General features: G+C 64.5%; 20 protein-coding genes and 2 pseudogenes. 13 read left to right on the top strand and 9 right to left on the bottom strand.

What is annotated here, in order from left to right:
* Positions 1–8: 8 nt before the first annotated feature.
* Positions 9–470 (top strand): phosphotransferase system, HPr-related protein, encoded by a 462-nt coding sequence (locus tag N7422_RS08075; protein WP_279806066.1) that lies wholly within the window; start codon positions 9–11, stop codon positions 468–470.
* Positions 470–699 (top strand): annotated as a pseudogene (locus N7422_RS08070) (metallothionein). Before N7422_RS08075 ends, N7422_RS08070 begins: the two are co-directional and overlap by 1 nt.
* Before the next feature lie 474 nt (positions 700–1,173).
* On the opposite strand, the gene N7422_RS08065 reads toward N7422_RS08070, so the two are convergent.
* On the bottom strand, positions 1,174–2,073 hold the full coding sequence (locus tag N7422_RS08065) for a bestrophin family protein (RefSeq protein ID WP_279806065.1): 900 nt from the start codon (positions 2,071–2,073) through the stop codon (positions 1,174–1,176).
* Positions 2,074–2,357: 284 nt separating this feature from the next.
* Between N7422_RS08065 and N7422_RS08060 the strand changes: the two genes are divergently transcribed.
* The 3 genes from N7422_RS08060 to cydB all read left to right on the top strand — a co-directional run bounded on the left by N7422_RS08060 (position 2,358) and on the right by cydB (position 7,197).
* The gene (locus N7422_RS08060) at positions 2,358–4,682 is read left to right on the top strand and encodes an FdhF/YdeP family oxidoreductase (RefSeq protein WP_279806064.1); all 2,325 of its coding nucleotides are present in this window, start codon (positions 2,358–2,360) and stop codon (positions 4,680–4,682) included.
* Positions 4,683–4,774: 92 nt separating this feature from the next.
* Complete coding sequence (locus N7422_RS08055; protein ID WP_279806063.1) at positions 4,775–6,166, top strand: cytochrome ubiquinol oxidase subunit I; 1,392 nt, start codon at positions 4,775–4,777, stop codon at positions 6,164–6,166.
* 14 nt (positions 6,167–6,180) lie between these two features.
* Positions 6,181–7,197, top strand: a complete 1,017-nt coding sequence (cydB, locus tag N7422_RS08050) for a cytochrome d ubiquinol oxidase subunit II (protein WP_279806062.1) — start codon at positions 6,181–6,183, stop codon at positions 7,195–7,197.
* Positions 7,198–7,239: 42 nt separating this feature from the next.
* Here the strand turns inward: cydB and N7422_RS08045 are convergent, their stop codons facing one another.
* The gene (locus N7422_RS08045) at positions 7,240–8,028 is read right to left on the bottom strand and encodes a formate/nitrite transporter family protein (RefSeq protein WP_279806060.1); all 789 of its coding nucleotides are present in this window, start codon (positions 8,026–8,028) and stop codon (positions 7,240–7,242) included.
* A 401-nt stretch (positions 8,029–8,429) separates the two neighbouring features.
* On the opposite strand from N7422_RS08045, the gene N7422_RS08040 reads away from it, so the two are divergent.
* From N7422_RS08040 to N7422_RS08030, 3 genes are all read left to right on the top strand, one after another.
* The gene (locus N7422_RS08040) at positions 8,430–9,296 is read left to right on the top strand and encodes a DNA-binding protein (RefSeq protein ID WP_279806058.1); all 867 of its coding nucleotides are present in this window, start codon (positions 8,430–8,432) and stop codon (positions 9,294–9,296) included.
* 58 nt (positions 9,297–9,354) lie between these two features.
* Positions 9,355–10,923, top strand: coding sequence for a sensor domain-containing diguanylate cyclase (locus N7422_RS08035; protein WP_279806057.1), 1,569 nt, complete (start codon positions 9,355–9,357; stop codon positions 10,921–10,923).
* Positions 10,924–10,989: 66 nt separating this feature from the next.
* Positions 10,990–12,006 carry a transporter gene (locus N7422_RS08030; RefSeq protein WP_279806072.1) on the top strand — a complete coding sequence of 339 codons (1,017 nt, stop codon included), beginning with the start codon at positions 10,990–10,992 and terminating at the stop codon, positions 12,004–12,006.
* A gap of 18 nt (positions 12,007–12,024) precedes the next feature.
* On the opposite strand, the gene cprA is transcribed toward N7422_RS08030, so the two are convergent.
* The 6 genes and pseudogenes from cprA to N7422_RS08000 form a co-directional block, all read right to left on the bottom strand.
* Positions 12,025–13,182 carry a cationic peptide resistance protein CprA gene (gene cprA, locus N7422_RS08025; RefSeq protein ID WP_279806056.1) on the bottom strand — a complete coding sequence of 386 codons (1,158 nt, stop codon included), beginning with the start codon at positions 13,180–13,182 and terminating at the stop codon, positions 12,025–12,027.
* A 367-nt stretch (positions 13,183–13,549) separates the two neighbouring features.
* Positions 13,550–14,230 carry a ligase-associated DNA damage response endonuclease PdeM gene (pdeM, locus tag N7422_RS08020; RefSeq protein ID WP_279806055.1) on the bottom strand — a complete coding sequence of 227 codons (681 nt, stop codon included), beginning with the start codon at positions 14,228–14,230 and terminating at the stop codon, positions 13,550–13,552.
* Positions 14,231–14,241: 11 nt separating this feature from the next.
* Positions 14,242–16,838: pseudogene (locus N7422_RS08015) on the bottom strand (ligase-associated DNA damage response DEXH box helicase).
* On the bottom strand, positions 16,838–18,487 hold the full coding sequence (locus N7422_RS08010) for an ATP-dependent DNA ligase (protein ID WP_279806054.1): 1,650 nt from the start codon (positions 18,485–18,487) through the stop codon (positions 16,838–16,840). Before N7422_RS08010 ends, N7422_RS08015 begins: the two are co-directional and overlap by 1 nt.
* Entirely contained in the window at positions 18,484–19,497 is a 1,014-nt protein-coding gene (locus tag N7422_RS08005) for a ligase-associated DNA damage response exonuclease (RefSeq protein WP_279806052.1), read from the bottom strand. The genes N7422_RS08010 and N7422_RS08005 overlap by 4 nt, the downstream gene beginning before the upstream one ends.
* 135 nt (positions 19,498–19,632) lie before the next feature.
* A complete protein-coding gene (locus tag N7422_RS08000; RefSeq protein WP_279806051.1) occupies positions 19,633–20,463 on the bottom strand; it encodes an alpha/beta hydrolase in 831 nt (276 codons plus the stop codon).
* Positions 20,464–20,580: 117 nt separating this feature from the next.
* On the opposite strand from N7422_RS08000, the gene N7422_RS07995 reads away from it, so the two are divergent.
* A complete protein-coding gene (locus N7422_RS07995; RefSeq protein ID WP_279806050.1) occupies positions 20,581–21,021 on the top strand; it encodes a MerR family transcriptional regulator in 441 nt (146 codons plus the stop codon).
* A 27-nt stretch (positions 21,022–21,048) separates the two neighbouring features.
* Here N7422_RS07995 and N7422_RS07990 read toward each other — a convergent pair whose 3' ends face one another.
* Positions 21,049–22,026, bottom strand: a complete 978-nt coding sequence (locus tag N7422_RS07990; protein ID WP_279806071.1) for an acetoacetate decarboxylase (ADC) — start codon at positions 22,024–22,026, stop codon at positions 21,049–21,051.
* 230 nt (positions 22,027–22,256) lie between these two features.
* Between N7422_RS07990 and N7422_RS07985 the strand changes: the two genes are divergently transcribed.
* The 4 genes from N7422_RS07985 (at position 22,257) to N7422_RS07970 (ending at position 26,275) form a co-directional block, all read left to right on the top strand.
* Positions 22,257–23,483, top strand: coding sequence for an NADH:flavin oxidoreductase/NADH oxidase family protein (locus tag N7422_RS07985; protein ID WP_279806049.1), 1,227 nt, complete (start codon positions 22,257–22,259; stop codon positions 23,481–23,483).
* A gap of 157 nt (positions 23,484–23,640) precedes the next feature.
* Positions 23,641–25,182 (top strand): catalase KatB, encoded by a 1,542-nt coding sequence (gene katB / locus N7422_RS07980; RefSeq protein WP_279806048.1) that lies wholly within the window; start codon positions 23,641–23,643, stop codon positions 25,180–25,182.
* Between the two features lie 60 nt (positions 25,183–25,242).
* On the top strand, positions 25,243–25,800 hold the full coding sequence (locus N7422_RS07975) for an ankyrin repeat domain-containing protein (RefSeq protein WP_279806046.1): 558 nt from the start codon (positions 25,243–25,245) through the stop codon (positions 25,798–25,800).
* Positions 25,801–25,948: 148 nt separating this feature from the next.
* Entirely contained in the window at positions 25,949–26,275 is a 327-nt protein-coding gene (locus tag N7422_RS07970) for a putative quinol monooxygenase (RefSeq protein ID WP_279806044.1), read from the top strand.
* Positions 26,276–26,646 lie beyond the last annotated feature (371 nt).

Genomic DNA, 26,646 nt, shown 5'->3' with positions numbered 1-26,646 from the left:
GAACCGCCATGGCCACACCCGATGAGCCAAGACCCCAGGTCGATATCGACGACACCGAAGACCGCATGGGCAGTGTCCACGAACTGGATTTCAGCGAGCGTCGCGACGCGCGCCGTGGTCGCATCGGCGACGAGCGTCCGGCACGGGAAGTGGCGCAGGACTATCCGCCCCGACGCGTTGCCGAAAGCGGCATGACGGGGGGCGAGGCGTTGAGTGATAGCCTGCACGAGGACAATGTCACCCTCGATGACCTGAGCCCCGATACCTTGTTCGATGAAACGGGCGCCCGCGACCCGCAAGAGCCTGGCATGGATGATGGTCCGGCGGACCAGTCCTTGCGGCGGGTGGACGCTCGCGAGATTGGCGGTGGCTTTGGTTTGGACGAGGCCGAACTGGCCCGCTCGGCGCCGCTCGATGGAGAGCCGTGGAGTGACGAGGTGTCGCCAGAAGACGACCGGAGGCGAGGCTGATGAACGCGCAACGTTGTGCCTGCAATCACTGCTCCTGCACGGTGGACGCCAATGCCGTGGTTCAGGATGGCAAGGCGTACTGCTGCGAAGCCTGCGCGACAGGTCACCGTAGCGATGAGCCCTGTCGCATGACCGACTGCAAGTGTGGCGAAGCGACAAAGGCAAAGGAGAACAATGTAGACAAGCATTGAAGGAGACTTTTCCCGCAAGCGATCCAATCTCGCCATAAGTCCCCCAACTGCCCTATTGTCGGTTTATCCGACGATAGGGCAGATAAACTAGCCTGCCAAACAATACATTCAAATTTCTTGATCTTGATCTTGATCTTGATCTTGATCTTGATCTTGATCTTGATCTTGATCTTGATCTTGATCTTGATCTTGCCTCTAAGTGCGCGAAAGTCCAGGCAACACCAATTGCGACTTCAGGAGGCCGAGCGGAGTTCTTGCGTAGTGGGGCGACGGCCATACGCTGCGGCCCAGGATGGGCCGTTCAGCGCGGTACCCACGGGAGCAAGAACGGAGCGAGGGAACCCCGGAGCGCAGCGCAGGGGCCGGATGAATGGAGCCGGCGGTTTTTGCCTACTTTTGCCCGCGTGCAAAAGTAGGTCGCCGTAAAGGCGAAAAGGTGCCTAAGTGTCGCCATCGCCCACGAATGCGCATAAAAAATTCAAAACCAGCACTCTTGAAACCATACCAGAACCTCAGCTGAGAACATGCTCGACCGGCAGCAACACCGGCGGCAACTCGGTACACCCCAATGCCCCCAGCACATCCCGCTCCACACCCCGCACGATGGCATCCAGCGGCAGGTCGTTCTCATCCCGCCCGAACGGATCCTCCAACTCGTCACTGATGGCATCCAGCCCGAAGAACGTATAGCTGACGATGGCGGTGAACAGCGGTGCCAGCCACCCCAGCGGTTCGGCCATGGCAAACGGCAGGAGCACGCAGAACAGGTAGATGGTGCGGTGCAGCAGCAGGGTGTAGGGGAAGGGCAGCGGCGTGGCCTTGATCCGTTTGCAGGCCGCCTGGGCCTGCGACAGGCCCGTGAGCCGCTGCTCCAGGTTCACATAGCGCCACTCGCTGATCTGCTGATGCTGTGCCAGCCGTGAGATACGCGCGCCCAATGCCTGCAGTATGCCGTCGCTGAGGTTGTGCTGCGGCAAGCTGGCAGCGTCGCTGACCCACGCCGCGGCGGCCTGGTACTCGTCCTCGCCACGCAGCCGCGCATTGAGCGCGTGGGCGTATCCGCACAGTCCCTGCAGCAGTTGCCGGCGCTGGTGCGGGTCGGTGATCACGCAGCTGGCGCGGATGAACGAGCGGATCTCGATGACCACCTGGCCCCAGGCCTTGCGGCCTTCCCACCAGCGGTCATAGCAGGCGTTGTTGCGAAAGCTCATGAAGATCGACAGCGACAGGCCGAGCAGGGTGAACGGCGTCGCGCTGACCCGCGAATAGAAGGCCGGATGCAGGGTCTCGACCAGCACGATCAGCGAAGCCAGCGCACTGACCATCAAGGTGCGACGAACGATACGCCGGGCGATCGACCCCTTGAGGGTGATCAGCACATTGAGCAGATTGGGTTTGGGATGAACGATCATGGCGATTCCACGACAGGCATAATATCGGCTCACTGAAAGTTCAGGGCGCCACAAGCCTAGCGCCATGAAAAGAAGGCGTCCAATTGTTATCAGTGAACAGTTGATCGGTGTTTTCTATCACTACGCAGTGATAGAGCAGACCAATCAACCTGTCATTACTTTTGATTTGACGATAGTGCGTGGCAAAAATAGCCTGCAGCGGTCAACAGTGTCGAAGTGGGTTGTCTTGACACCTGGAAACTTCGAACTTGTTATTCCGCCTGTCGCGATCAAGGGTGACCCTGATGAACGAAGAAGAACATATTAAAAGTTACAATGGCCCGGCGGCTGGCTGGGGTGCGCTCAAAAGCGTGACCAAAGCCTGGCTGGGCAGCGAGAACGCGGTCAAGAACATCCGGGCGATGCTCAAGACCAACCAGAACAGCGGTTTCGACTGCCCCGGCTGCGCCTGGGGCGAGTCGCCGGAAAACGGCATGGTCAAGTTCTGCGAGAACGGCGCCAAGGCGGTCAACTGGGAGGCCACCGGTCGCTCGGTGGACCCTGACTTCTTCGCCCGCTACAGCGTCAGCGCCTTGCTCGAACAAAGCGACTACTGGCTCGAGTACCAGGGGCGCCTGACCCATCCGATGCGCTATGACGCGTCCACCGACCACTATGTCGAGATCAGCTGGGACGAAGCGTTCGCCCTGATCGCCAGGCACCTGAACAACCTCGATTCGCCCGACCAGGCCGATTTCTATACCTCGGGCCGGGCCAGCAACGAGGCTGCCTACCTCTATCAACTGTTCGTGCGCAGCTTCGGCACCAACAACTTCCCCGACTGCTCGAACATGTGCCACGAGGCCAGCGGTCTGGGCATGGGCGACACCCTCGGCGTCGGCAAGGGCACCGTGGTGTTCCATGACCTGGAACAAGCCGACGCGATCTTCGTCATCGGCCAGAACCCCGGCACCAACCATCCGCGCATGCTCGAACCGCTGCGCGAGGCGGTGGAGCGGGGCGCCCAGGTGGTGTGCTTCAACCCGCTCAAAGAGCGCGGCCTGGAACGCTTCCAGCATCCACAGCACCCGTTCGAGATGCTCAGCAACGGCTCTGAGCCCACCAACACGGCCTACTTCCGCCCGGCACTGGGCGGCGACATGGCGGTGCTGCGCGGCATGGCCAAGTTCCTCCTGCAGTGGGAGCGCGAAGCCCAGGCCAACGGTATGCCGGCGGTGTTCGACCACGCCTTCATCAAGGCTCACACCCATGGCATGGAGGAGTACCTGGCCCAGGTCGACGCCACGTCGTGGGAACACATCGTCGAGCAATCCGGCCTGAGCCTGGCCGAGATCGAACTGGCCGCGCGCATGTACCGCAAGGCCGAGCGGGTGATCATGTGCTGGGCCATGGGCGTCACCCAGCACCGCCACTCGGTGCCGACCGTGCAGGAGATCGTCAACCTGCAGCTGCTGCGCGGCAACGTCGGCAAGCCGGGCGCGGGCCTGTCGCCGGTACGCGGTCACAGCAACGTGCAGGGCGACCGCACCATGGGTATCGACGAGAAACCGCCGACCTGGTTGCTGGACAACCTCCAGCGGCGCTTCGGCATCGAAGTACCCCGTGGCCACGGCCACAACGCGGTGCTGGCGATCCAGGCCATGGAGCAACGACGCACCAAGGTGTTCATCGCCCTGGGCGGCAACTTCGCCCAGGCCACTCCGGACACCCCACGGACCCACGCCGCGCTGCGCAATTGCGACCTCACCGTGCATATCGCCACCAAGCTCAACCGCTCGCACCTGGTCACCGGCCGCGACGCCCTGATCCTGCCGTGCCTGGGCCGCACCGAAATCGACCTCCAGGCCGAAGGGCCGCAGGGCGTCACCGTGGAAGACACCTTCAGCATGGTGCACATCTCCCACGGCCAGCTGAAGCCACGCTCGCCACTGCTGCGCTCGGAGCCGGCCATCGTCGCCGGCATGGCCAAGGCGACCCTGGGTGACCGGCCGATCGACTGGGAGTGGGTGGTGGGCGACTATGCCCGGATCCGTGACCTGATCGCCGACACCATCCCCGGCTTCACCGACTTCAACGCGCGCCTGCAGCATCCGGGGGGCTTCCACCTGGGCAACGCCGCCGCCGAGCGCGAGTGGAACACGGCCAGCGGCAAAGCCCAGTTCAGCGCGACCGAGCTGCCGGCGCAACTGGTCAACGAAGCGGTGCTGGCCCGTGGCGACAAGCCTGACCTGATCCTGCAGACGCTGCGCTCCCACGACCAGTACAACACCACCCTGTACGGCCTGGACGATCGCTACCGCGGCGTGTTCGGCCTGCGCGACGTGGTCTTCGCCAACGAGGCGGACATCCGCCGCCTGGGCTTCGCGCCCGGCGACAAGGTGGACATGGTGTCGCTGTGGGCGGACGGGCGCGAACGCCGGGTCGATGGTTTCACCCTGGTGGCGTACGACATTCCTGAAGGACAGGCTGCGGCGTACTACCCGGAAACCAACCCGCTGGTACCGCTGGAAAGCTACGGCGACCGGACCTACACGCCGACCTCCAAGTTCGTCGCGATCAAGCTCGAGAAGTCGCAGCCGGACGCATTGATCCACGCCGTCGCCGGCTGATCCCTCTTCTTCATTCATCGACTGCGGGCCTGCGGGCGTGCGGCGCCCTGGTGGCTGCCGCCCGCTGGCTGCCGGTCAACAAGGATATTGTCATGTCGAATCTGGGTGCCCTGGACCTGGCGCGGCTTCAATTCGCCTTCACGGTCTCGTTCCACATCATTTTCCCGGCCATCACCATCGGCCTGGCCAGCTTCCTGGCCGTGCTCGAAGGCTGCTGGCTGAAAACCGACAACCCGGTCTACAAGGACCTGTACAAGTTCTGGTCGAAGATCTTCGCCGTCAATTTCGGCATGGGCGTGGTCTCGGGCCTGGTGATGGCCTACGAGTTCGGTACCAACTGGGCGCGTTTCTCCGACTTCGCTGGCAGCGTGACCGGACCGCTGCTCACCTACGAGGTGCTGACCGCGTTCTTCCTCGAAGCGGGCTTTCTCGGCGTCATGCTGTTCGGCTGGGGCCGGGTAGGGCGCCGTCTGCACTTCTTCGCCACGATCATGGTGGCGATCGGCACGCTGATCTCGATGTTCTGGATTCTCTCGTCCAACAGCTGGATGCAGACGCCGCAGGGCATCGAGATCGTCGATGGCCGAGTGGTGCCGCTGGACTGGTTCAAGATCGTCTTCAACCCGTCGTTCCCGTACCGCCTGGCACACATGGCGCTGGCCGCGTTCCTCTCCACGGCGTTCTTCGTCGCCGCGTCCGCGGCCTGGCATCTGCTGCGCGGGCGCAACACTCCGCAGATCCGCAAGATGCTGTCGATGGGCATGTGGATGATCCTGGTCGCCACGCCGGTGCAGGTGGTGGTCGGTGACGCCCACGGCTTGAACACCCTGGAGCACCAGCCGGCGAAGATCGCCGCCATCGAGGGCCACTGGGAGAACACCCCGGGCGAGCCATCGCCGCTGGTACTGTTCGGCCTGCCGGACATGGCCGGCGAGACGACCCGCTACAGCCTCGAAGTGCCATACCTGGGCAGCCTGATCCTGACCCACAGCCTGGACAAGCAGATCCCGGCGCTCAAGAGCTTCGCCAAGCAAGACCGTCCCAACTCGACGATCATTTTCTGGAGTTTCCGGGTCATGGCCGGCCTGGGCATGCTGATGCTGGCCTGCGCCTTGCTGGCACTGGTGCTGCGCCGCAACGGCGCGCTGTACCGCAACCGCGCTTTCCTCTGGTTCACGTTGCTGATGGGGCCTTCGGGGCTGATCGCGCTGCTGGCCGGCTGGTTCACCACGGAAGTGGGCCGTCAGCCCTGGGTGGTCTACGGCATGCTGCGCACCACCGACGCCGCCTCCAACCACAGCGCCGCGCAAATGAGCCTGACCCTGGCGCTGTTCGTGCTCATCTACTTCTCGGTATTCACCGTGGGAATCGGCTACATGATGCGCCTGGTGCGCAAGGGGCCGGTCGCGCACGAGGAACTGCCGAGCCCCGACCAACCGGAATCGCTGGCCACCGCGCGTCGCCCGCTGTCCGTCGCCGACTGAGAAGGAGCTGAACAATGACGATTCAAGGTATCGACCTTTCGGTCATCTGGGGCGTGATCATCGCCTTCGGCCTGATGATGTACGTGATCATGGATGGCTTCGACCTGGGCTTGGGGATTCTCTTCCCGCTGATCGGCGACTCCAGCGACCGTGATGTGATGATGAACACCGTGGCGCCAGTGTGGGACGGCAACGAGACCTGGGCGGTGCTCGGCGCGGCGGCGCTGTATGGCGCCTTCCCGCTGGCGTACTCGGTGATCCTCGAGGCGCTGTACCTGCCGCTGGTGCTGGTGCTGGCCGGGCTGATCTTCCGTGGCGTGGCCTTCGAGTTCCGCTTCAAGGCCCATCCACGCAAGCGTCACCTGTGGGACAAGGCGTTCATCGGCGGTTCGGTGCTCGCCGCCTTCTTCCAGGGCGTGGCCATCGGCACCTACATCAACGGTATCCCGGTGGTGGATCGCCAGTTCGCCGGTTCCGGCTGGGACTGGTTGTCGCCATTCCCGCTGTTCTGCGGCGTCGGTCTGCTGCTGACCTACGCACTGCTGGGCAGCACCTGGCTGCTGATCAAGACCGACGGCATGCTCGAATCGCGCATGCGCCACTACAGCCGGCCGCTGACCTACCTGTTGGCACTGGTGATCGTGGTGATCTGCGCCTGGACCGCGTGGCTGCATGACGACATCGCCCAGCGCTGGTTCGGCGCCAGTCACGGGTTGCGCTCGCTGCTGATTGCCGTGTTCGCGGTGGTGGCCGTGGTGGTGATCCAGAAAACCCTGCGCAAGCGCCATTCGCACCTGCCGTTCATTGCCGTGGTGGGGCTGGTGTTCCTCGGCTACCTGGGGTTGGCGATCAGTATCTGGCCGAACATCGTGCCCCCGGGGATCACCCTGTGGCAGGCGGCGGCACCGCTTAGCAGCCAGTTGTTCGCCTTGATCGGGGCGCTGTTCATCATCCCGATCATCCTGGCGTACACCTTCTGGAGCTACCACGTGTTCCGTGGCAAGGTCCAGGCCGGGGATGCCTATCACTGAAGGGAAGGGGCCGCATGACGGCCCCTTCATCTTGCTGGTGGGTTATTGCGTCGCGCCCTGTTCCTCTGGCGGAACACCGTACGATACGTAGTACGCCAGGCCGACGAAGATCGCGCCACCCACGGCATTGCCCAGGAACACCGCCGCCAGGTTTTCCAGCAACTGGCCCCAGCTCAGGTAGCCGGCGAAGATCGCCGCCGGAATCAGAAACATGTTGGCCACCACGTGCTGGAAGCCGATGGCGACGAAGGCCATGATCGGGAACCAGATGCCGAGGATCTTGCCGCTCACCTCGCGGCTGGCGTAGGACAACCACACCGCCAGGCACACCAGCCAGTTGCAACCGATGCCGGAGACGAATGCATGCAGGAAGTCGGCGCTGACCTTGCTGGTGGCCCCGGCCAGGGTCTTGTTCAGGTACGGCCCTTCGGTCAGCCCGAGCAGGTGGCCGAAGCAGTAGGCGACGAACAATGCGCCCAGCAGGTTGGCCACGGTCACCAGCGTCCAGTTGCGCAGTACGGCCCAGGGACGGATACGCCCGGCGAACAGCGCCAGTGGCAGGCTCATCATGTTGCCGGTGAGCAGCTCGCCACCGGCCAGGATCACCAGGATGAGGCCGATGGGGAAGACCGCGGCGCCCAGCAAGTTGCCGAATGACGCCCAAGGCGCCGGGATCATCGTGCTTACATGGATTGCCAGCAGGAAGCCCAGCGAAATGAACGCGCCGGCCAGAAAGCCCAGGATCAAGGTGGCACGAGTAGCCAGGTGCGCTTTCCTGGTGCCGGCTTGCATGGCCAGTTCAGTGATCCGGGAGGGGGTATTCACAGACATTTCAACAACTCGAACGCAAGGACGACAGCGCCGCCGGAAGCGGGCCGTGGGTCAGGATTTGACGGGAACAAGGCGGATACAGCGGCGCAACCCATGGAGATGGGCGGCTTCGAAGTGGGCCGCACGTTATCCGAGGCAATTTGACGCAGTCAAATCGATAGACTGGATGAGGTGATAGATCTCATCTATGAGGAAGCTAGAGTCAAGTGGGCTGCGCTATGCGGGGCCTGCGATGTTATTCGCGCACTGAATGCACTGGCAACGCGTCCCGTCGCCCTAGGCTTCAGCGACCCGGCCAGTGAACCTGCAGCAGCCGCTCGCTTGAATTTGCATGTGAGCAAGTTCACTATTCGCTACGTATTACATGCTACGTAGCACAGTACGAAACAGCGGAGTGAGCAATGGCCAGGGGCGGAATCAACAAAGTGGTGGTACAGCAGGCACGCGATGCGCTGCTTGCCCGCGGCGAGCATCCCAGTATCGATGCGGTACGTATCGAGCTGGGAAACACGGGCTCGAAGACCACCATCCACCGTTACCTGAAAGAGCTGGGCGATCGCCAGCCGGTGGCGTTAGAAGGCACCGCATGCGTGAGCGAGCCCTTGGCGCGACTGGTGGAGCAGCTGGCGGCGCAGTTGCTGGAGGAGGCCAAGGCTCGCGTCGACGCCGCCGAAGCGGCGTTCAATCAGCAGCGCGACCAGCTGCAGGCGCAACTGCAATTGGCGCAGCGTGCTCTGGCCGCGGCGCACCAGCAGATCCGGGAGCAGGCCGACGCGCTGCAGTCCGAATCGCAGGCACACTCGACCACCCAGGCCATGCTGCAGGCCGAGCAACTGCGCAGCGTCAGCCTCAAGCAATCGCTTGGCGAGCTACAGCTGCGCCTGGCCGACAAGGACGAGCAGATCCGCTCGCTCGAGGAAAAGCATCACGCCGCCCGTGAGGCGCTGGCCCATTACCGCGAACAGCGCGAGCAGGAGCAGCGCCGCATTGATACCCAGGTGCGGCAACTGCAGGGTCAGCTGCAGACGCTGCAGCAGGGCGCCATGGCTCACCAGGAGACGTCGACCCGCCTGCACCGCGACAACGAGCGCTTGCTGGCCGAGCAGCGCCAGGCTGTCGCGCAGCGCACCGAACTGTGCCAGCAACTGGAACAGCGCGATGCCCAGGTACAAGGGCTGCGCGCCATCCTGGCCCAGGCCCAGGGCGCCAGCGAAGAGATGCGTCGACAATTGACGTCTTGCGAGGCTCGGTTGGCGGGCAGGGCCTGAACACTGTCGCCGCTGAACTATATTCATTGGCGGCAGATGATTGACGGCAGGGATTTCGATGCGTGCAACCAGGAAGCAGAGCGAAGACGGCGTATTCGCGGTGACCGGCGAGGGCCGCGCCACGTCGTTGTTCCGCCTGGTGCTGGGCTTCATGGCCGTGGTGATGCTGGCCTTCGTGCTGATCGAGGGCTGGCGCATCTGGCGCGACTACCGCCAGGTGTTCATCAATGCCGAGGACGCCGTGACCAACCTGGCCCGGGCTACCGCCCAGCACGCCGAGGACACCATCCGCCAGGTCGATGCCATCACCTCGGCACTGGCCGAGCGCCTCGAGGGTGACGGCTTCGGCGTCATCGACAGGCCCCGGCTGCACGCCCTGCTCAAGCAGCAGATGGCGATCATGCCGCAGTTGCATGGCCTGTTCGTCTATGGCCCCGACGGTGGCTGGATCGTCACCGACAAGGACGCCGTGCCGCCCTCGGCCAACAACGCCGACCGTGCCTATTTCATCTACCACCGCAGCCACCGCGATCGCGAGGTGCGTATCGGCACCGTGGTGCGCAGCCGTTCGACCGGCGACCTGATCATTCCCATCTCCCGGCGCCTGGATCATCCCGACGGCAGTTTCGCCGGGGTGCTGCTGGGCACCATCAAGGTCGACTGGTTCGTGCGCTACTACGGCGACTTCAAGATCGACCAGCGCGGCGCGCTGGTGCTGGCCAAGCGCGACGGCACGATCCTCGTGCGTCGGCCCTTCGTCGAGCAGGTGATCGGCCGCAGCCTGGCCAACAGCGAGATCTTCCGCAACTACCTGCCCTATGCCAGCGAGGGTGTGGCCGAGGCGGTGGCGGTGGTCGACGGCACGCCGCGGCTGTACGCCTTTCGCGCGCTGTCGAGTTACCCGCTGGTGGTGGAGGCGGGGCTGTCGACCGAATCGATCATCGCGCCCTGGCGCCACGACATGATCAAGTCGGTGCTGGTGCTGGTACTGGTGTTGATCGGTCTTGCGGGTTTTGGCTGGATCGTCCTGCGCCAGCTGCGCGAGCGCATCGTCATCGAACGTGCGCTGCACCAGGCGCACCAGACCCTCAAGGCCATGGCGTTGACCGACAGCCTGACCGGGCTGGGCAACCGCCGGCGCCTGGACGCCGTGCTCGAGCCGGAGATTCGCCGGGCCCGGCGCCAGGGCTATCCGCTGGCCCTGGTCATGCTCGACCTCGACCACTTCAAGGCCTACAACGATCATTACGGCCACCCGGCGGGAGACGAGTGCCTGCGCCGTTTCGGTGCGCTGCTGCGCCAGGCGCTCAAGCGCCCCGGTGACCTGGCGGTGCGCTATGGCGGCGAAGAGTTCACCTTGTTGCTGCCCAATACCGACGCGCAGGGCGCCAGCGTGATCGTCCAGGAGATCCTCCAGCTGTTGCGCCGCCAGGCCATGGAGCACGTCGGCAGCCCGCTGGGGCGCGTCTCGACCAGCGCGGGCATCGCCGTGGGCACGCCCACGCTGGAGCCGATCACGCCGGACAACCTGATGGCGGCGGCGGACAGGGCGCTGTACGAAGCCAAGCGCCAGGGCCGGGACCGTTACTGCATGGCGGACGTCATCGAGGTCGATGTACGCCCTTGAGCGCTGTCATCCAGCTGTCATCCGCTCGACACTATCATCGGATTTCGTATGCGTGAGCTCATCTCGATGCTGTCCGGTAATGCCAATCCCCATCACGAAGCCGACCTGCATGGCCTGCTGTACGGCTTTGCCTTCCGCCCCGGCGAGCCGGGCCGCGAGATCGACTCGGCCCAGGCCGTGGCACAGCTGCAGGCGCCGCCTGACGACGAATTCATCTGGCTGCACCTGAACCTCGCCCATGCGGCCTGCGAGCGTTGGATGAAGGCCAACCTGGACCTGCCGGAAACCTTTTTCGAGACCCTGCGCGAAGGCTCGCGCTCCACGCGCATCGAGCACACCGACTCGGCGTTGCTGGCGGTGGTCAACGATGTGGTGTTCAGCTTTGGCCTGGTATCTTCCGACGTCTCCACACTCTGGGCCTGCGCCCGCAGCCGGCTGCTGGTCAGCGCGCGCCTGCAGCCCTTGCATTCGGTGGACGAACTGCGTTCCTCGGTCAAGCGCGGTGAGCGTTTCGGCTCGACCGTGGAACTGCTGGTGCACCTGGTGCGCGACCAGAGTGACCTGCTGACCCAGGTGGTGCGGGAGACCACCTTGAAGGTCGACCGCATCGAGGACCAGTTGCTGTCGCTGCGCCTGAGCGACAATCGCGCCGAGCTCAGCAGTCAGCGCCGCGTGCTGGTGCGCCTGCAACGGCTGCTGGCGCTCGAGCCAGGTTCGCTGCTGCGCCTGCTCAATCGCCCGCCGGAGTGGCTGCGTGAGCAGGACATCCGCCAGCTGCGCGCGTCCACCGAAGAGTTCTCGGTGATCATCAACGACCTCACCAGCCTGGTCGAACGGATCAAGCTGCTGCAGGAAGAGATTGCCGCCAAGCTCACCGAAGAGAACAACCGCACGCTGTTCACCCTCACCGTGGTGACGGTGCTGGCGTTGCCGATCAACATCATCGCCGGCTTCTTCGGCATGAACGTCGGCGGCGTGCCGCTGGCGGACGACCCCCACGGGTTCTGGGTGCTGGTGGCGCTGGTGGTCACCTTCACCGTCATCGCCGGGCGCTGGGCATTCCGCAAGCGGGGCGACTACTGAGGCTTCACCGCCGACAGGTCATTTGAAGTCCCATTGCATCTGCGTCGCGATGCTCACCCCGCTGGACGACCTGACGCACACATCCAGGTAATCGGTGAAGCGTGGCGGCCGGGCGATGCCTTCATCGAGCAGGCGGCTGTTGTCGAACAGGTAGTTCAGGTCGGCAAACCCGCTGTACAGCCGCAGGGCCCGCAGCACCAGGCGCGGATTGGCCGGGCCGATACGGGTTTCGAAGTGGCTGGCGAGGGTCTTCAGGTCATCGACGTCGACCTTGCGGTAGCGCTCGCCCACCGGCTCGGCCCCGTTGGCCAGGGCGAAGGCTGCGTCGATCTCGGCGAAGGTGCAGGCGGCTTGGTGCCCGGCGGAGATGTGGTAGAGGTCGTGCCCAAGCCGCGGCTTGAGCGTCAGGCCGATCAGCGCTTCGGCGCAGTAGTCCACCGGGATCACGTCGATCTGCTCTTCAAGGCCGCAGGTGAAGCTTTCCAGGGCGAAGCCCATGCGGAACACCCAGAAGATGCTGCCGGAAGCCTGGCAACCCAGGCTGCGATGGCCCACCACGATCGACGGGCGCGCCACCACCAGAGGCAGGCCTGGCAGCGCTTCGCGCATGCGCCGCTCGATTTCCGCCTTGGAGGCGGTGTAGTCCACCAGCTGCTGCTCGGCGTCCGGAAACTCCCACGATTCGCTGACTGGCGACTGGCGCTGCGGACCACAGCACATGGCGGTGCCGACGTGCAGGAAGCGTTTCAGCCGGGGGGAGCGGCTCAGCACTTCGGCAAAGGCGAACGTGCCTTCGACGTTGACCGGCCAGATCGACGGATTATTCGAGAACGATGCCACCGCGGCGCAGTTGATCACCCGGTCCATCTGCCAGAGCCGTGGAGTTTCACGGGCCAGCCAGCCGGTATCGAGGAAGTCGCCGCAGATGATCTGCGTTTCGCTCAGCGCCAGGGCGTCGGCTTCGCTGACACCATGCTGGCGCAGGTTGTCGCGCAGGCGCTGCAAGCCTTGAGCGGGCGATTGGGCGCGGACGAGGAAGCACAGGGCCGCGGCGTGCCCCTGGGCCATCAGCTGGGCGGCGACTGCGCCTGCGAGAAAACCCGTGGCGCCGGTCAGCAGAATTCGCTCCTGCGTCGAATGAAGGACGGTGGGCACACCGGTAATGGGGGTGTTCATAGGTTTCCTCGGGAAGTTTCAGCCCGGTTTTATTGCATGGGCGGGATGTCGAAGTATTCGTGAATACTTGGCGGATAAGGCTTTTCAAACTCGCAGGGCATTACACGCAACTTTAAAAGAGGTGCGAACGTATTGGTGCAGGCGACGAGTCCGGCACGCCCGCTTTGCCTAGGGCCTGAAGGCACATTGGCAGGAGCCGGGCGGCGAGCTAATTGTCTGGCGCTCGAACTGTTATTTCAATTAACAGTTTTGCGAGTTATGGATGTTTTTGGTGAAAGAATTTTAATGGCGTGTCGCAAGATGTGAGCGAATGTAGAACATATGTAAAACGATTTGAAAATATTCGTGAAAGATACAGCTGCGTTGATTACAGGGTGGTCGCGGGAACTTCCCATATGCCTGCGTCCGCGGTTACGAACACGCGCTGCCCGATCGCTGGCTGGAGCGTGAAGGCGCCGGTGAACGCGCCGAACGAGGGCAACAGGGTCAGCTGTTCGCCGACCGCGAAACAGGGCAGTCGCACCTGCTGGCGACCACGACCACGCAGGAGAAACGCTGGGTGGACATGGCCTGCCAGCACATGACATCGGGCGTGAGGGTTGGGCTCGTGCTGCAAGGCGAAGGGGCCGAGCAGCAGTGGCTCGCTGACCACCTCGATGCCCAGCGCGGCGGGTGGATCGCCGGCATGCCTGTCGTGGTTGCCTCGCACCAGCGTGATCGCAAGCCCTGGATGGCGGCTGCGCCACTCGGCGAGGGTGGCGAGGGTCCGCTGCGTCCTGCCTTTGGCGCTGTGCAGGAAATCGCCCAGGAAGATGAGCCGCTGACAGGTGAACACCTGCAGCAGCGCGTCCAGACGTTGCAGGTTGCTGGCGGTCGTGCCGCTGGGAACCGGTTGGCCCAGCGCCCGGTAGCTGGCGGCCTTGCCCAGGTGGATATCGGCGACCAGCAATGTCTGGCGTGCGGGCCACCATACCGCCTTTGCCGCCAGCAACCAGAGCTCGGTGCCGGCCACGTGCACGATCTGATGCGAGGGCAGGATGTCGGTCATGGCGCTTGCGCTCAGGACCGCTGCCTGGCCGGACGCGGACGGCCATCCTTGGCGCGTCCCGGCCGGCGTGAGCGCGCGGGCTCGGGGCCATCGATGCGCAGCATCCGTGGATCCACCGGCGGGCTTTCGCCGCCTCCTGGCCCTGCGGCCTGCTCGAGCTCGGCGACCATGCGCCGGATCCGGTCCGCGAGCTTTTCCGAGCTGAGGCTTTCCCGGAAGCGCTCCACCAGCAAGGGGAAGGCGAATGGGGTGGGGCGCGCAATCGCGCATACCTCCAGGTGCAGCGACTGCAGGCGCTGCAGTGTCTGGCGCAGGCGCCGCACATCGAGCTCCTGGCTCAGCACCTCTTGCCGGGCCTGCGCCAGCAGCAAGTTGTCCGGGTCATGCTGCCTGAAGACGTCGAAGTACAGGCCACTGGAGGCTTGCAACTGACGGGTGCTCTTCGGCGCGCCGGGGTAGCCGGTGAACACCAGCCCGGCAATCCTGGCGATCTCGCGAAAGCGTCGCCGGGCCAGTTCACCGGCATTCAGGCTGGCAAGCACCTCAGGCAGCAGATCGTCGCTGTCGAACAACCCAGGCGTCAGCACATGGGCGAAGTCGACAGGGCTGGCCACAGCAGCTCAAGGCCATAGTCGTTGACCGCGATGGAAAAGCTCAGCGGCGTCTGCCGTGCCAGCCGCCAGGCCAGCAGGCTGGCGAGCCCCAGGTGGACCGCACGGCCGGCGAAGGGGTAGAGGAACAGGTGCCAGCCCTCCCGCGACTTCAGCGTCTCGGCCAGCAGCGTGGTCCTGCCCGGCAGCGCCGACCAGGCCTTCTGTACCTCGAGCAGTGGGCGCAACAGGTGCATTTGCGCACGCTGATAGTGCCCCTGCGTGGCCGCGTCCAGCTTGTCCAGCATCGCCTCGGCCAATTCGCCGGAGAGCGGCATGCGCCCGCCGTTCCAACGGGGAATGGCAGCCTTGCGTCCGCTGGCACGGCGCACAAGCACCGTCATGTCCCGGACCTCCACCAGTTCCAGGGTGCGGCCGGCGAACAGGAAACAATCCCCCGGTCGCAAACGGGCAATGAAACCTTCCTCGACCGTGCCGAGCGAGCCTGTGCCACCTCGCCCCCAGAACTTAACGGTCAGGCTGGCATCGCCGACGATGGTGCCGATGCTCATGCGGTGACGGCGTGCCAGGCGTGCGTCGGGGACATGCCACAGGCCGCTGGCATCCGGCTCGGCACGACGGAAGTCAGGGTAGGCCGTGAGCGAGTGGCCACCCTGGCGGATGAAGGCCAGTGCCCACTGCCATTGCGCGTCGGTCAATGCGCGATACGACCAGGCGCGGCGGACTTCGGCGCGCATGTCGTCGGCGTGGAAGCCGCCACCAAGCGCCATGCTCACCAGGTGCTGCACCAGAACGTCGAGGGGCTGCTCGGGTGCCAGGCGCGCCTCGACCTTGCCCTCGGCCACCGCCGTCACCGCCGCGGCGGCTTCCAGCAGTTCCAGGCTGTGGGTGGGCACCAGGGTCGCCCGCGACGAGCGACCCGGGGCATGCCCGGAACGCCCCGCACGCTGAATCAGCCGTGCCACACCCTTGGCCGAACCGATCTGAAGCACGCGCTCCACCGGCAGGAAATCCACGCCCAGGTCCAGGCTGGAGGTGCAGACCACGGCCTTGAGCTGGCCGCGCTTGAGTGCCAGCTCCACCCAGTCGCGCACTTCCCGCGCCAGCGAGCCGTGGTGCAGGGCCAGTGCCCCGGCCCAGTCCGGGCGCGCCTGGAGCAGCGCCTGGTACCAGCTTTCCGCTTGCGATCGGGTGTTGGTGAACACCAGCGTGGTCGGGCTGGTTTCCAGCTCGGCGATCACCTGGGGCAGCATGCGCAGGCCCAGATGCCCGGCCCAGGGAAAGCGCTCGATGGCGCTGGGCAGCAAGGTGTCGACCCGCAGATCCTTGGCGGCGCGTCCCTGTATCAACCGGCCCGCGGGCATCAGCACGTCACGCGCATATGGCAGATTGCCAAGGGTCGCGCAGAGGCCCCAGACCAGCAGCTCTGGCTGCCAGCGCCGCAGGCGCGCGAGGGCGAGCTGCAGCTGCACGCCGCGTTTATTGCCAAGCAGTTCGTGCCATTCATCCACCACCAGCATGCGCAGGCTGGCGAAGGTCTCCCGGGCATTGGCCTGGGTCAGCAGCAAGGTCAGGCTTTCCGGCGTGGTGATCAAAGCAGTGGGCAGTCGCCGACTTTGCCGGGCGCGTTCGGCGCTGCCGGTATCACCGGTGCGCAGGCCCACGCTCCACTCGATGCCCAGGGCATCGAGCGGGCCTTGCAGCGCCCTTGCCGTATCCGCAGCCAGGGCCCGCATCGGGGTGATCCACAACAGCGTCAGCGCGGCCATGCTCGGCTTGCCTCGGCGTTTCGCAGCCCCGGTCGCCGCGCCGGCGAAGCGATCCAGCGCGGCGAACCATACCGCATAGGTCTTGCCCGTGCCGGTGGCCGCGTGCAGCAGGCCCGACTCGCCCCGCGCGACGGCTTGCCAGACCTGCTTCTGGAAGGCAAAGGGTTTCCAGCCACGCTCGGTGAACCACAATGACGAGGGTCGCGCCGAACGCTGCGATGCGGCCATCAGAGCAGCCCCTGCAAAGTGGCCAGGGTATCGGCCTGCTCCACCGTCTTGTCGGTACGCCAGCGCAGCATGCGCGGGAAGCGCACGGCGATACCGCTCTTGTGGCGCCTGGACAGGGCAATCCCCTCGAAACCCAGTTCGAACACCAGCGTCGGGGTGACACTGCGCACCGGGCCGAACTTTTCCACCGTGGTCTTGCGGATGATGGCGTCGACCTTGAGCATTTCCTCGTCGGTAAGGCCGGAATAGGCCTTGGCGAAGGGGACCAGGACACGCTCGCCAGGGGCGCTGTCGTCCCAGACGGCGAAGGTATAGTCGCTGTACAGGCTGGCGCGGCGGCCATGGCCACGCTGGGCATAGATCAGCACGGCATCGACGCTGAAGGGGTCGACCTTCCATTTCCACCACAAGCCCAGGTCCCGCGTGCGGCCGACGCCATACAGCGAGTCGCGGCGCTTGAGCATCATGCCCTCGACACCCAGTTGCCGGGATGCCGCGCGCTGACGCGCAAGTGCCTGCCAGTCGTCGCCGGTCAGCCGGGGCGACAGGCGCAGGTGCGGGCTGGCCACCGCCGCCACCAGCTGCTCGAGCCGTGCCCGGCGCGTATCCTGGTCGTGGTTGCGCCAGTCCTCGCCCTGCCACTCCAGCAGATCGTAGGCCAGCAGTGCCGCCGGCAGCTCGTCGAGCAGCTTCCGGCTCACGGTCTTGCGACCGATGCGTTGCTGCAGCAGGGCAAAGGGCTGAATGTCGAACCCATCGTCGCTCTGGGGCGGTTTACGGATCACCAGCTCGCCATCGAGCACCGTGCCATCGGGCAGCGCGCCGCCCAGCAGCACGAGCTCGGGAAAACGTTCGCTGATCAGCTCTTCGCCGCGAGACCAGAGCCAGCAGTGACCATCGCGCTTTACCAGCTGTGCGCGAATGCCATCCCATTTCCATTCCACCAGCCACTGCCGCACCGGGCCGAGCAGCGTTTCGAATCGATCGACCGGCTCCTGCAACGGGTGCGCGAGAAAGAATGGGTAGGGCTGGCCGCCACGCTGGGCATGTTCTTCGCTGGACTCGGGTGCGATCAGGGCCAGGTAGCGCTGCGCGGTAGGGCGATGCGAGAGGTCGGTGTAACCCACCATGCGCTGCGCCACGCGCTTGGCGTCCACCCCGGCCAACGCGGCCAGCGCACGCGTCACCAGCAGCTTCGAGACGCCGACGCGAAAAGCGCCGGTGAGCAGTTTGAGGCTGACCATCAGGCTTTGCCGATCGAGCTGACCCCATAGGGCCTGCAGCCGTTCGGCCAGCGCCTCCGGCGCCAGTGCGCGAAGTTCCAGCAGCTGTGCCATCCATTCGTCCAGGCCCTCGGTGGAAACCTGGGTGGACGGCGGCAGCAGCAGCGAAACGGTTTCGGCCAGGTCGCCAACGGCCTGGTAGCTTTCCTCGAACAACCAGTCGGGCAGCCCCGAGAGCCGCGTCGCCAGCTCGCGCAGCACACGGGTAGGGACCAGCTGGCGAGGCCGGCCACCCGCCAGGAAGTACACGGCCCAGGCGGCATCACTCGGCGGGGCTGCGGCGAAGTAATCCTGCAGCGCCGCGAGCTTGGCATTGTTCGAGGTCGTGGCGTCGAGCCTGGCGTAGAGTTCGGCGAAGGCTTTCATGGGGCAGGGGGCTCCAGGCTGTCGTCCTCGTCGCCGTACTCGGTCTGGAACGCACGGGCATCCAGGCCCTTTTCAGCGAGGTAGCGGACCAGCACATTGACCTGGCCATGGGTGACCATCACCCGCTCGGCGCCGCTCTGTTCGATGGCCCAGAGCAGCCCTGGCCAGTCGGCATGATCCGAGAGCACGAAGCCGCGGTCGACACCGTGCCGGCGGCGCGCCCCGCGCAGGAGCATCCAGCCGCTGGCGAAGGCGTCGCTGTAATCGCCGAAGCGGCGCATCCAGGTGCTGCCGCCCGCCGACGGCGGCGCCAGGATCAGCGCCTGGCGCAGCAGCGGATCGCCCTTGGCGGTCGCGGTGGCCATGTACGTCTCGGGCAGGCGCACCCCGGCGGCCCGATAGACCCGGTTCAATGGCTCGACCGCGCCGTGCACGAGAATCGGGCCGATGCTGGCGTCGATGCCATGCAGAATCCGCTGGGCCTTGCCGAAGGCATAGGCGAACAGCACGCTGGCGCGCCCGGTCGCGGCATTGGCGCGCCACCAGGCATCGATATCGGCGAAGACCTGTGCCTGGGGCTGCCAGCGGTAGATCGGCAGGCCGAAGGTCGACTCGCTGATGAAGGTATGGCAGCGCACCGGCTCGAAGGGCTCGCAAGTGCCATCGGGTTCGACCTTGTAGTCGCCGGAGGCGACCCATACCTGGCCACGGTGTTCCAGGCGCACCTGCGCCGAGCCCAGCACATGGCCCGCCGGGTGGAAACTCAGGGTTACCCCGTGGTGATCGAGCCGTGCGCCGTAGGGCAGGGTCTGCAGGGCAATGTCCTGGCCAAGGCGCGAGCGCAGGATGCCCTCGCCAGGCGCCGCCGCCAGGTAATGACGATTGCCCCGGCGGGCATGATCGCCATGGGCATGGGTAATGACCGCCCTGTCCACCGGGCGCCAGGGGTCGATGTAGAAATCCCCGGACGGGCAATACAAGCCCTCGGGGCGGGCGACGATCAACTCCATGGACTTACCTCGGCCGATTGCCTAACAGCTATGAGCGCTGTGGCGGGACGCAGGTTCATTCCAGATGAAGGTAGCCTTGCCGCGTACGCACCGGGCACCGGCGACGGTCGCCGAGTGCCCGGGCGGGTTGACGGGTCAATGGCGGAAGAAGTCCAGCAGGTCCTTGTTGATGACGTCCGCGTGGGTGGTGGGCATGCCGTGAGGATAGCCCTTGTAGGTTTTCAACACGCCGTTGGGCAGCAGCTTGGCCGACAGCGGCCCCGAGTTCTCGTAGGGCACGATCTGGTCATCGTCGCCATGCATCACCAGCACGGGAATCGTGACCTTCTTCAGCGCTTCGGTGAAGTCGGTCTGGGAGAATGCGACGATGCCGTCGTAGTGCGCCTGGGCGCATCCCATCATGCCCTGGCGCCACCAGTTGAGGACTACCGCCTTATCTTTCTTCGCGCCTTCCCGGTTGTAGCCGTAGAACGGACCGTCCGGCACGTCGTAATAGAATTGCGCGCGATTGGCCTTGAGCTGGGCCTGCATTCTGTCGAACACCGTCTTGTCCAGCCCACCGGGGTTGCTTTCGGTCTTGACCATCAATGGCGGTACTGCGGCGATGATGGCGGCCTTGGGTGCCTTGTCGTCGGGGTAGCGGGCGAGGTAGTGGATCACTTCGCCACCTCCGGTCGAATGCCCCACATGGATGGCGCCCTGCACACCCAGGTGCTTGACCACGGCGGCCACGTCATCGGCGTAGTGGTCCATGTCGTGGCCATCCCAGACCTGGCTGGAGCGGCCATGACCACGCCGGTCATGGGCGACCACGCGATAGCCCTCGGCCACGAAGAACAGCATCTGCGCGTCCCAGTCGTCGGCGCTCAGCGGCCAGCCATGGTGGAAAAAGATCACCTGTGCTTCGCGTGGGCCCCAGTCCTTGTAGAAGATCTCGACACCGTCTTGGGTTTTGACGTATCCCATTTCGCTTCTCCTGTTCGAGGTGTGCAGCGTAAGAGGGCAGATGCGCATGCACCTGGCCAGCGGACGACTCTAGGATTAAAGTGCGCTTCAAGGTCAATCGGATTTCAAAGGTGCCGCATGAGAATAGGTGAGTTGGCCAGGATCACCGGCCTGGCGCCGTCACGAATCCGCTTCTACGAGACCAGCGGGCTGATTCGTTCGGTCGAGCGCAAGGCCAATGGCTACCGCGACTACGATACCGATGCCGTGTGGGTACTGGAGATGATCACCAGCGCCCAGGCCGCCGGATTTTCGCTCGAAGAGATCCGCCAGTTGCTGCCGAGCAACGCCAAGGGCTGGCAGCATGACGAACTGCTCGACGGGCTCAAGCGCAAGGTCGAGGAGATCGAGCGGCTCCAGGAGCGCCTGGCGCGCAACAAGGAGCAGTTGTTGCTGGTGATCGACGGTATCGAGAGCAAGCCCGAAGGCATGCCCTGCGCGGACAACTCGCAGCGGGTGCTGGAACGCCTGCGCGAAGAGATCGCCCAGGGCAAGATCAAGCGCACAGCGGGACAGTAAGGCAACCTGGGCTCTGCGGATATCGCCTCAGGGCGTCAGCGCCGCCAACGGCTTGGGCGCGTACAGCGCGCTCTGGAACTGCGGCACGTACTCGTACTTCACCAGCCTGCCCAACTGCAGCGAGCGGATGTAGCTCGACAGGCTGCCGTTGCCGAGCACCAGCTGTACCGAATCCCCGTTCATGCTTGAGGCGTGGCTGGTCTGCCGTGAAACGGCATAGCCGTAGGCCAGGTGCCCTTGGTGATCGAGGTTGGTGAAGCTGTTCGTCACCAGCCCGGCTTCATGGGACAGCTGCGCGAGCTTCTTGGACCGGAAACTCACATCCACCTGGCCGCTCTGCGCGTCGGCGATGTCGTAGGTCACCGCCGAGGCGTCTTCGCGGCGCTCGATCGGCGTCAGCCACTTGGGCAGGTTGTAGCCCACCACGCCACGGACCCGGGCAAGCTCGGTGTTGACCGGTAGCTTGAGCACGTAGCCCCAGAAGTCCTTCGACATCGACTGCCCGATCAGCGTGACAGGACCCAGGTTCGAGCTGCCGGGCTTGTTGGTGATGATCGACAAGGCGATCTCGTTGTAGCTGTCGTTGTCGCAGTAGTCATAGGTGTAGGCGGTGAATGCCACCAGACCACGCCCCGGCCAGATCTGCAGGGGTTGCACCTGTTCCAGCACCTGGGCGGGCATGAGCGCGCGCAGGCGGTCGATGTCGGCCGTGTAGACGGCGGTCACGCGGCTGTTCCGGTAGTAGAAGTTCGGCGAGTAGGACTCGAACCCCATGTCGACCTTGGTCTTTTCCAGGCCCTTGAACCAGCTCAGGTCCAGATCCGGCGCTTGTGCCTGGATCACCGCCAGCGGAGGGTTGGAACGATAGCGGTCGTACAGCCCGCCCTTGAGCACCGGCACGGGGTGGCCGGCGATGTCGATCACGGTGGTGTCGGCGTGGTCGGGGAGGCCGTTGGCATCGGCCAGGGCGGTAGGGGCAAGGGGCGTCAGCAATGCACCGGCCATGGCGGCCGCAGTTCCGAGTTTCACGTTCGAGGTTCTCCAGAAGGTGGCATCACGCCCGGCGCATGCCTGGCAGGGCGTTGATAGCCACCTTAACTTTCAACTTAACTTTAATGTCAACAGGTTCAAGGACAGGGCTATCAACCAAGGCATCGAGCGCGGTTAGGCGGGCTTGACATTAAAGTTAACTTTAAGGCTAACGTGCGATCACGATCACCACCGAGGCAGCCCTGATGAACGTGTTTTCCCCACTGACACTTCCCAATGGTTCGACGCTGGCCAACCGTATCGCCAAGGCCGCCATGGAGGAAAACATGGCCGATGACGAGCATGCGCCGTCCGATCGCCTCATGCGCCTTTACCGTGCCTGGGCCCAGGGCGGCGCCGGGCTGATCATCAGCGGCAACGTCATGGTCGACAACCGCGCCATGACCGGCCCTGGCGGCGTTGTGCTGGAGGACGAACGCCACCTCGAGCGTTTCCGCCAGTGGGCGAGCATCGGCCGCTCGAACGGTGCGCAATTCTGGCTGCAGATCAACCATCCCGGCCGGCAGATGCGCGCCAACCTTGGCCAGGTGACCTGGGCGCCGTCAGCGGTGGCGCTGGACCTTGGCAAGATGTCCCGCCACTTCGCCACGCCGCAGGCCATGACCACGCCGGTGATCGCCGACGTGATCCAGCGTTTCGCCAATACCGCGCGGCTGGCCGAACAGGCCGGCTTTACCGGAGTCGAAATCCACGCCGCCCATGGTTACCTGCTGAGCCAGTTTCTCTCACCGCTGAGCAACCAGCGTACCGACCAGTGGGGCGGCTCGCTGGAGAACCGCGCCCGTCTGCTGCTGGAGATCGTCAAGGCCGTGCGCGCAGTGGTTTCGCCCGCTTTTGCCGTGGCGGTCAAGCTCAATTCCGCCGACTTCCAGCGCGGTGGCTTCAGTGCCGACGACGCCAAACAGGTGGTGCGTCTGCTCGACGGGCTTGGCGTGGACCTGGTGGAGCTGTCGGGTGGCAGCTACGAGGCGCCAGCGATGCAGGGCGAGGCGCGGGACGGACGAACCCTGGCGCGGGAAGCTTATTTCCTCGACTTCGCCCGCGACATTCGCAGCGTCGCGAAGATGCCGGTGATGGTCACCGGTGGCATTCGCCGGCAGTCGGTGGCCGAGCAGGTGGTCCAGAGCGGGGTGGAAATGGTCGGGATCGGCACGGCGCTGGCCATCGACCCGGCCTTGCCGCGTGCCTGGCAAGCCGGCCGTCACACAGCGCCTGAGCTGCCGCCGATCAGTTGGAAGAGCAAGGCGCTGGCCTCGCTGGCGAACATGGCGGTGGTCAAGTTCCAGCTGCGCAAGCTGAGCCGGGACAAGGCCCCCAATCCACAGGTCGCCCCTTGGTGGGCGCTGGTCGTGCAGCAGGTGACGGAGGCCGTGCGTGCACGCCGCTACCGTCGGCGCATGGCGATGCGCTAGCTGGCCGGCGGAGGTCGCGTAATAGCATCAATGCATAAACAAACGCATTGAAATTACCAATTGCACTCATCGGTAGGATCAATTTAGCGATCAACCGCAGGCTCCTTACCCTTTCAAGGCGCACTAAGACGCCTGATAGAGCCATTAGGAGTACTTCATGATCCCTTCCCTGAACCTGTTCCAGCCCGGCCGCCTGCTGGTGGCGGCGAGCCTCGCCGCCAGCCTGCTGTCGATGTCCGTGCAGGCCGCCAGCCTGACCCGCGACAACGGCGCGCCAGTGGGCGACAACCAGAACTCGCAGACGGCCGGCCCCAACGGCTCGGTACTGCTGCAGGACGTACAGTTGCTGCAGAAGCTGCAACGCTTCGACCGTGAGCGCATCCCCGAGCGCGTGGTGCACGCCCGCGGCACCGGTGTCCACGGCCAGTTCACCGCCAGCGCCGATATCAGCGACCTGAGCATGGCCAAGGTGTTCCGTGCCGCAGAGAAGACGCCGGTGTTCGTACGCTTCTCCTCGGTGGTGCACGGCAACCATTCGCCGGAAACCCTGCGCGACCCGCGTGGTTTCGCCACCAAGTTCTACACCGCCGACGGCAACTGGGACCTGGTCGGCAACAACTTCCCGACCTTCTTCATCCGCGACGCGATCAAGTTCCCGGACATGGTCCATGCCTTCAAGCCCGATCCGCGCAGCAACCTCGATGATGACGCGCGCCGTTTCGACTTCTTCTCCCACCTGCCCGAGGCCACCCGCACCCTGACCCTGCTGTACTCCAACGAGGGCACGCCGGCCAGCTACCGCGAGATGGATGGCAACGGCGTGCACGCCTACAAGCTGGTCAACGCCAAGGGCGAAGCGCACTACGTGAAATTCCACTGGAAGAGCCTGCAAGGCCAGAAGAACCTCGACCCGAAACAGGTCGAGCAGATCCAGGGACGCGACTACAGCCACATGACTCACGACCTGGTGAGTGCGATCAACAAAGGCAACTTCCCGAAATGGGATCTGTACATCCAGGTACTCAAACCTGAGGAACTGGCGAAGTTCGACTTCGACCCGCTGGACGCCACCAAGATCTGGCCCGATGTGCCGGAGCGCAAGATCGGCCAGATGGTACTCGATCGCAACGTCGACAATTTCTTCCAGGAGACCGAGCAGGTGGCCATGGCGCCGTCGAACCTGGTCCCAGGCATCGAACCGTCCGAGGACAGATTGTTGCAGGGCCGGCTGTTCGCCTATGCCGACACCCAGATGTACCGCATTGGCGCCAATGGCCTGAACCTGCCGGTCAACCGGCCGCGTGCCGAAGTGAACACCATCAATCAGGATGGCGCGGCGAACGGCGGCCATACCAGCAGTGGCGTGAACTACCAGCCAAGCCGCCTGCAACCACGGGAGGAGCAGGCCAGCGCACGCTACGCGCAGACCCCGCTCAGCGGCAGCACCCAGCAGGCGAAGATCCAGCGCGAGCAGAACTTCAAGCAGGCCGGCGAGCTGTTCCGCTCGTATGGCAAGAAGGACCAGGCCGACCTGATCGACAGCCTGGGCCAGGCGCTGGCGACCGCGGATGAGCAAAGCCGCTACATCATGCTGTCGTTCTTCTACAAGGCCGACAAGGACTACGGCACCGGCTTGGCGAAAGTGGCCAAGGCCGATCTCGCACGGGTCCAGCAACTGGCGACCAAGCTGCAGGACTGATGGCGTCACGGGACGGGCCTTCGGGCCCGTCTTCAACCGGTTGATCGGGAGGAGGGCACCATGCGTGGATGGCTTCTTGCGGCCCTGGTCGGGCTGATGACGACGGCTGCCCAAGCCGATGCGTTGCAATCGCCCGAAGGGCAGGGCGCCGCTGTCGAGCAGCGCCTGCAGGCTTACTTTTTCGATGCGGCGCGACGGGGTGACCAAGCCATGCTGGCCACATTCATCCAGGCCGGCTACGACCTGAATGTGCAGGATGCCAAGGGTTACACCGGACTGATCCTCGCGGCCTACCACGGCCAGCGCGGCGCGGTGGACCAGTTGCTCGAGGCCGGTGCCGATCCCTGCGCCCAGGATCTGCGCGGCAACACGGCGTTGATGGGGGCGATCTTCAAAGGCGAGTTGCGCATCGCCCAGCGCCTGATCGGCGCGCAATGCAACCTGGATCAGCGCAATGCCAACGGCCAGACGGCAGCGATGTATGCCGCACTGTTCCAGCGCGAGACGCTGCTGCAGACCCTGTCGGCCCAAGGCGCCGATCTGCAGATGCGGGATGCGCTGGGCAACACCGTGCAAAGCCTGCGGCGGGGCGAGCTCAATGGCGTACCGAGTCGTTAGTCTTGGTGACGCGCATTTTCATCGCAGGGGTGAAAGTGTTGACGCTCGCGCTCGCTTACTCCCGTGGCAACGTTCAGGGACACTGATTGCAGTCCGATGGCAGGCCAGACGGTGTCTGCCATGAACTCACGTGAACCAGGAGCCTGCCATGACCCTACCTGACCAACCCCTAGTTTCGCTTGCCATCCTCAAGGCCAAGACTGGTAAAGCGCCAGCGCTGAAGGCGGCTTTGCTGGCCTTGATCGAGCCGACCCGGACGGAGCGGGGCAATCTGGATTACATGCTGTTCGAACGTAGCGATGAACCCGGCACGTTCTACATGCGTGAGGCATTTATCAACCGGGAGGCGCTGGATACGCACCTGGCCACCCCGTACTTCAAGCATTTTGCCGAGCAGGCGGATGAGCTGCTTGCACAACCGCTGGAACTGATCTTCCTCGAGCCAGTATCGGCAGCAGCCACTGCGCATCCTTAGCGTGTTCTTTTCAAGGCGCCTGCCTCTGGCAGCACTTGTTCAGCACCTGGCTTGATTCAGGTTGGGAGGTATGAAACTGACGTTGGTCAAGTACCAGAAGTTGCAGGGTGGAGCTCAGCAACAATATGAAATCTGTCGGAGGTTGACCTGAGTCTTAGACGCTTTCAGTCTGCTATACGGTAGCTGTCCCCATACTGGAGGAGCATCCGGCTGGACCGGCTCTTTATGGACAAGCATGGTAATTGTCGATGTCTTGAGTCTTCAATCGCTCACGCCCGCCAGCGTGTCATCTCTGCCGCACCCAATCCCTCCATCTTCCCCCTCAATGCCGGGCCATCGCCGGCATTGAGGCTTGTACTTGCCTGCCACGC

Source organism: Pseudomonas sp. GD04091, assembly GCF_029836165.1.
In the GTDB taxonomy this organism is placed as follows: Bacteria; Pseudomonadota; Gammaproteobacteria; order Pseudomonadales; family Pseudomonadaceae; genus Aquipseudomonas.
Note: the sequence above shows the minus strand (reverse complement) of the source record. Positions and strands in the feature narration are given on the sequence as shown.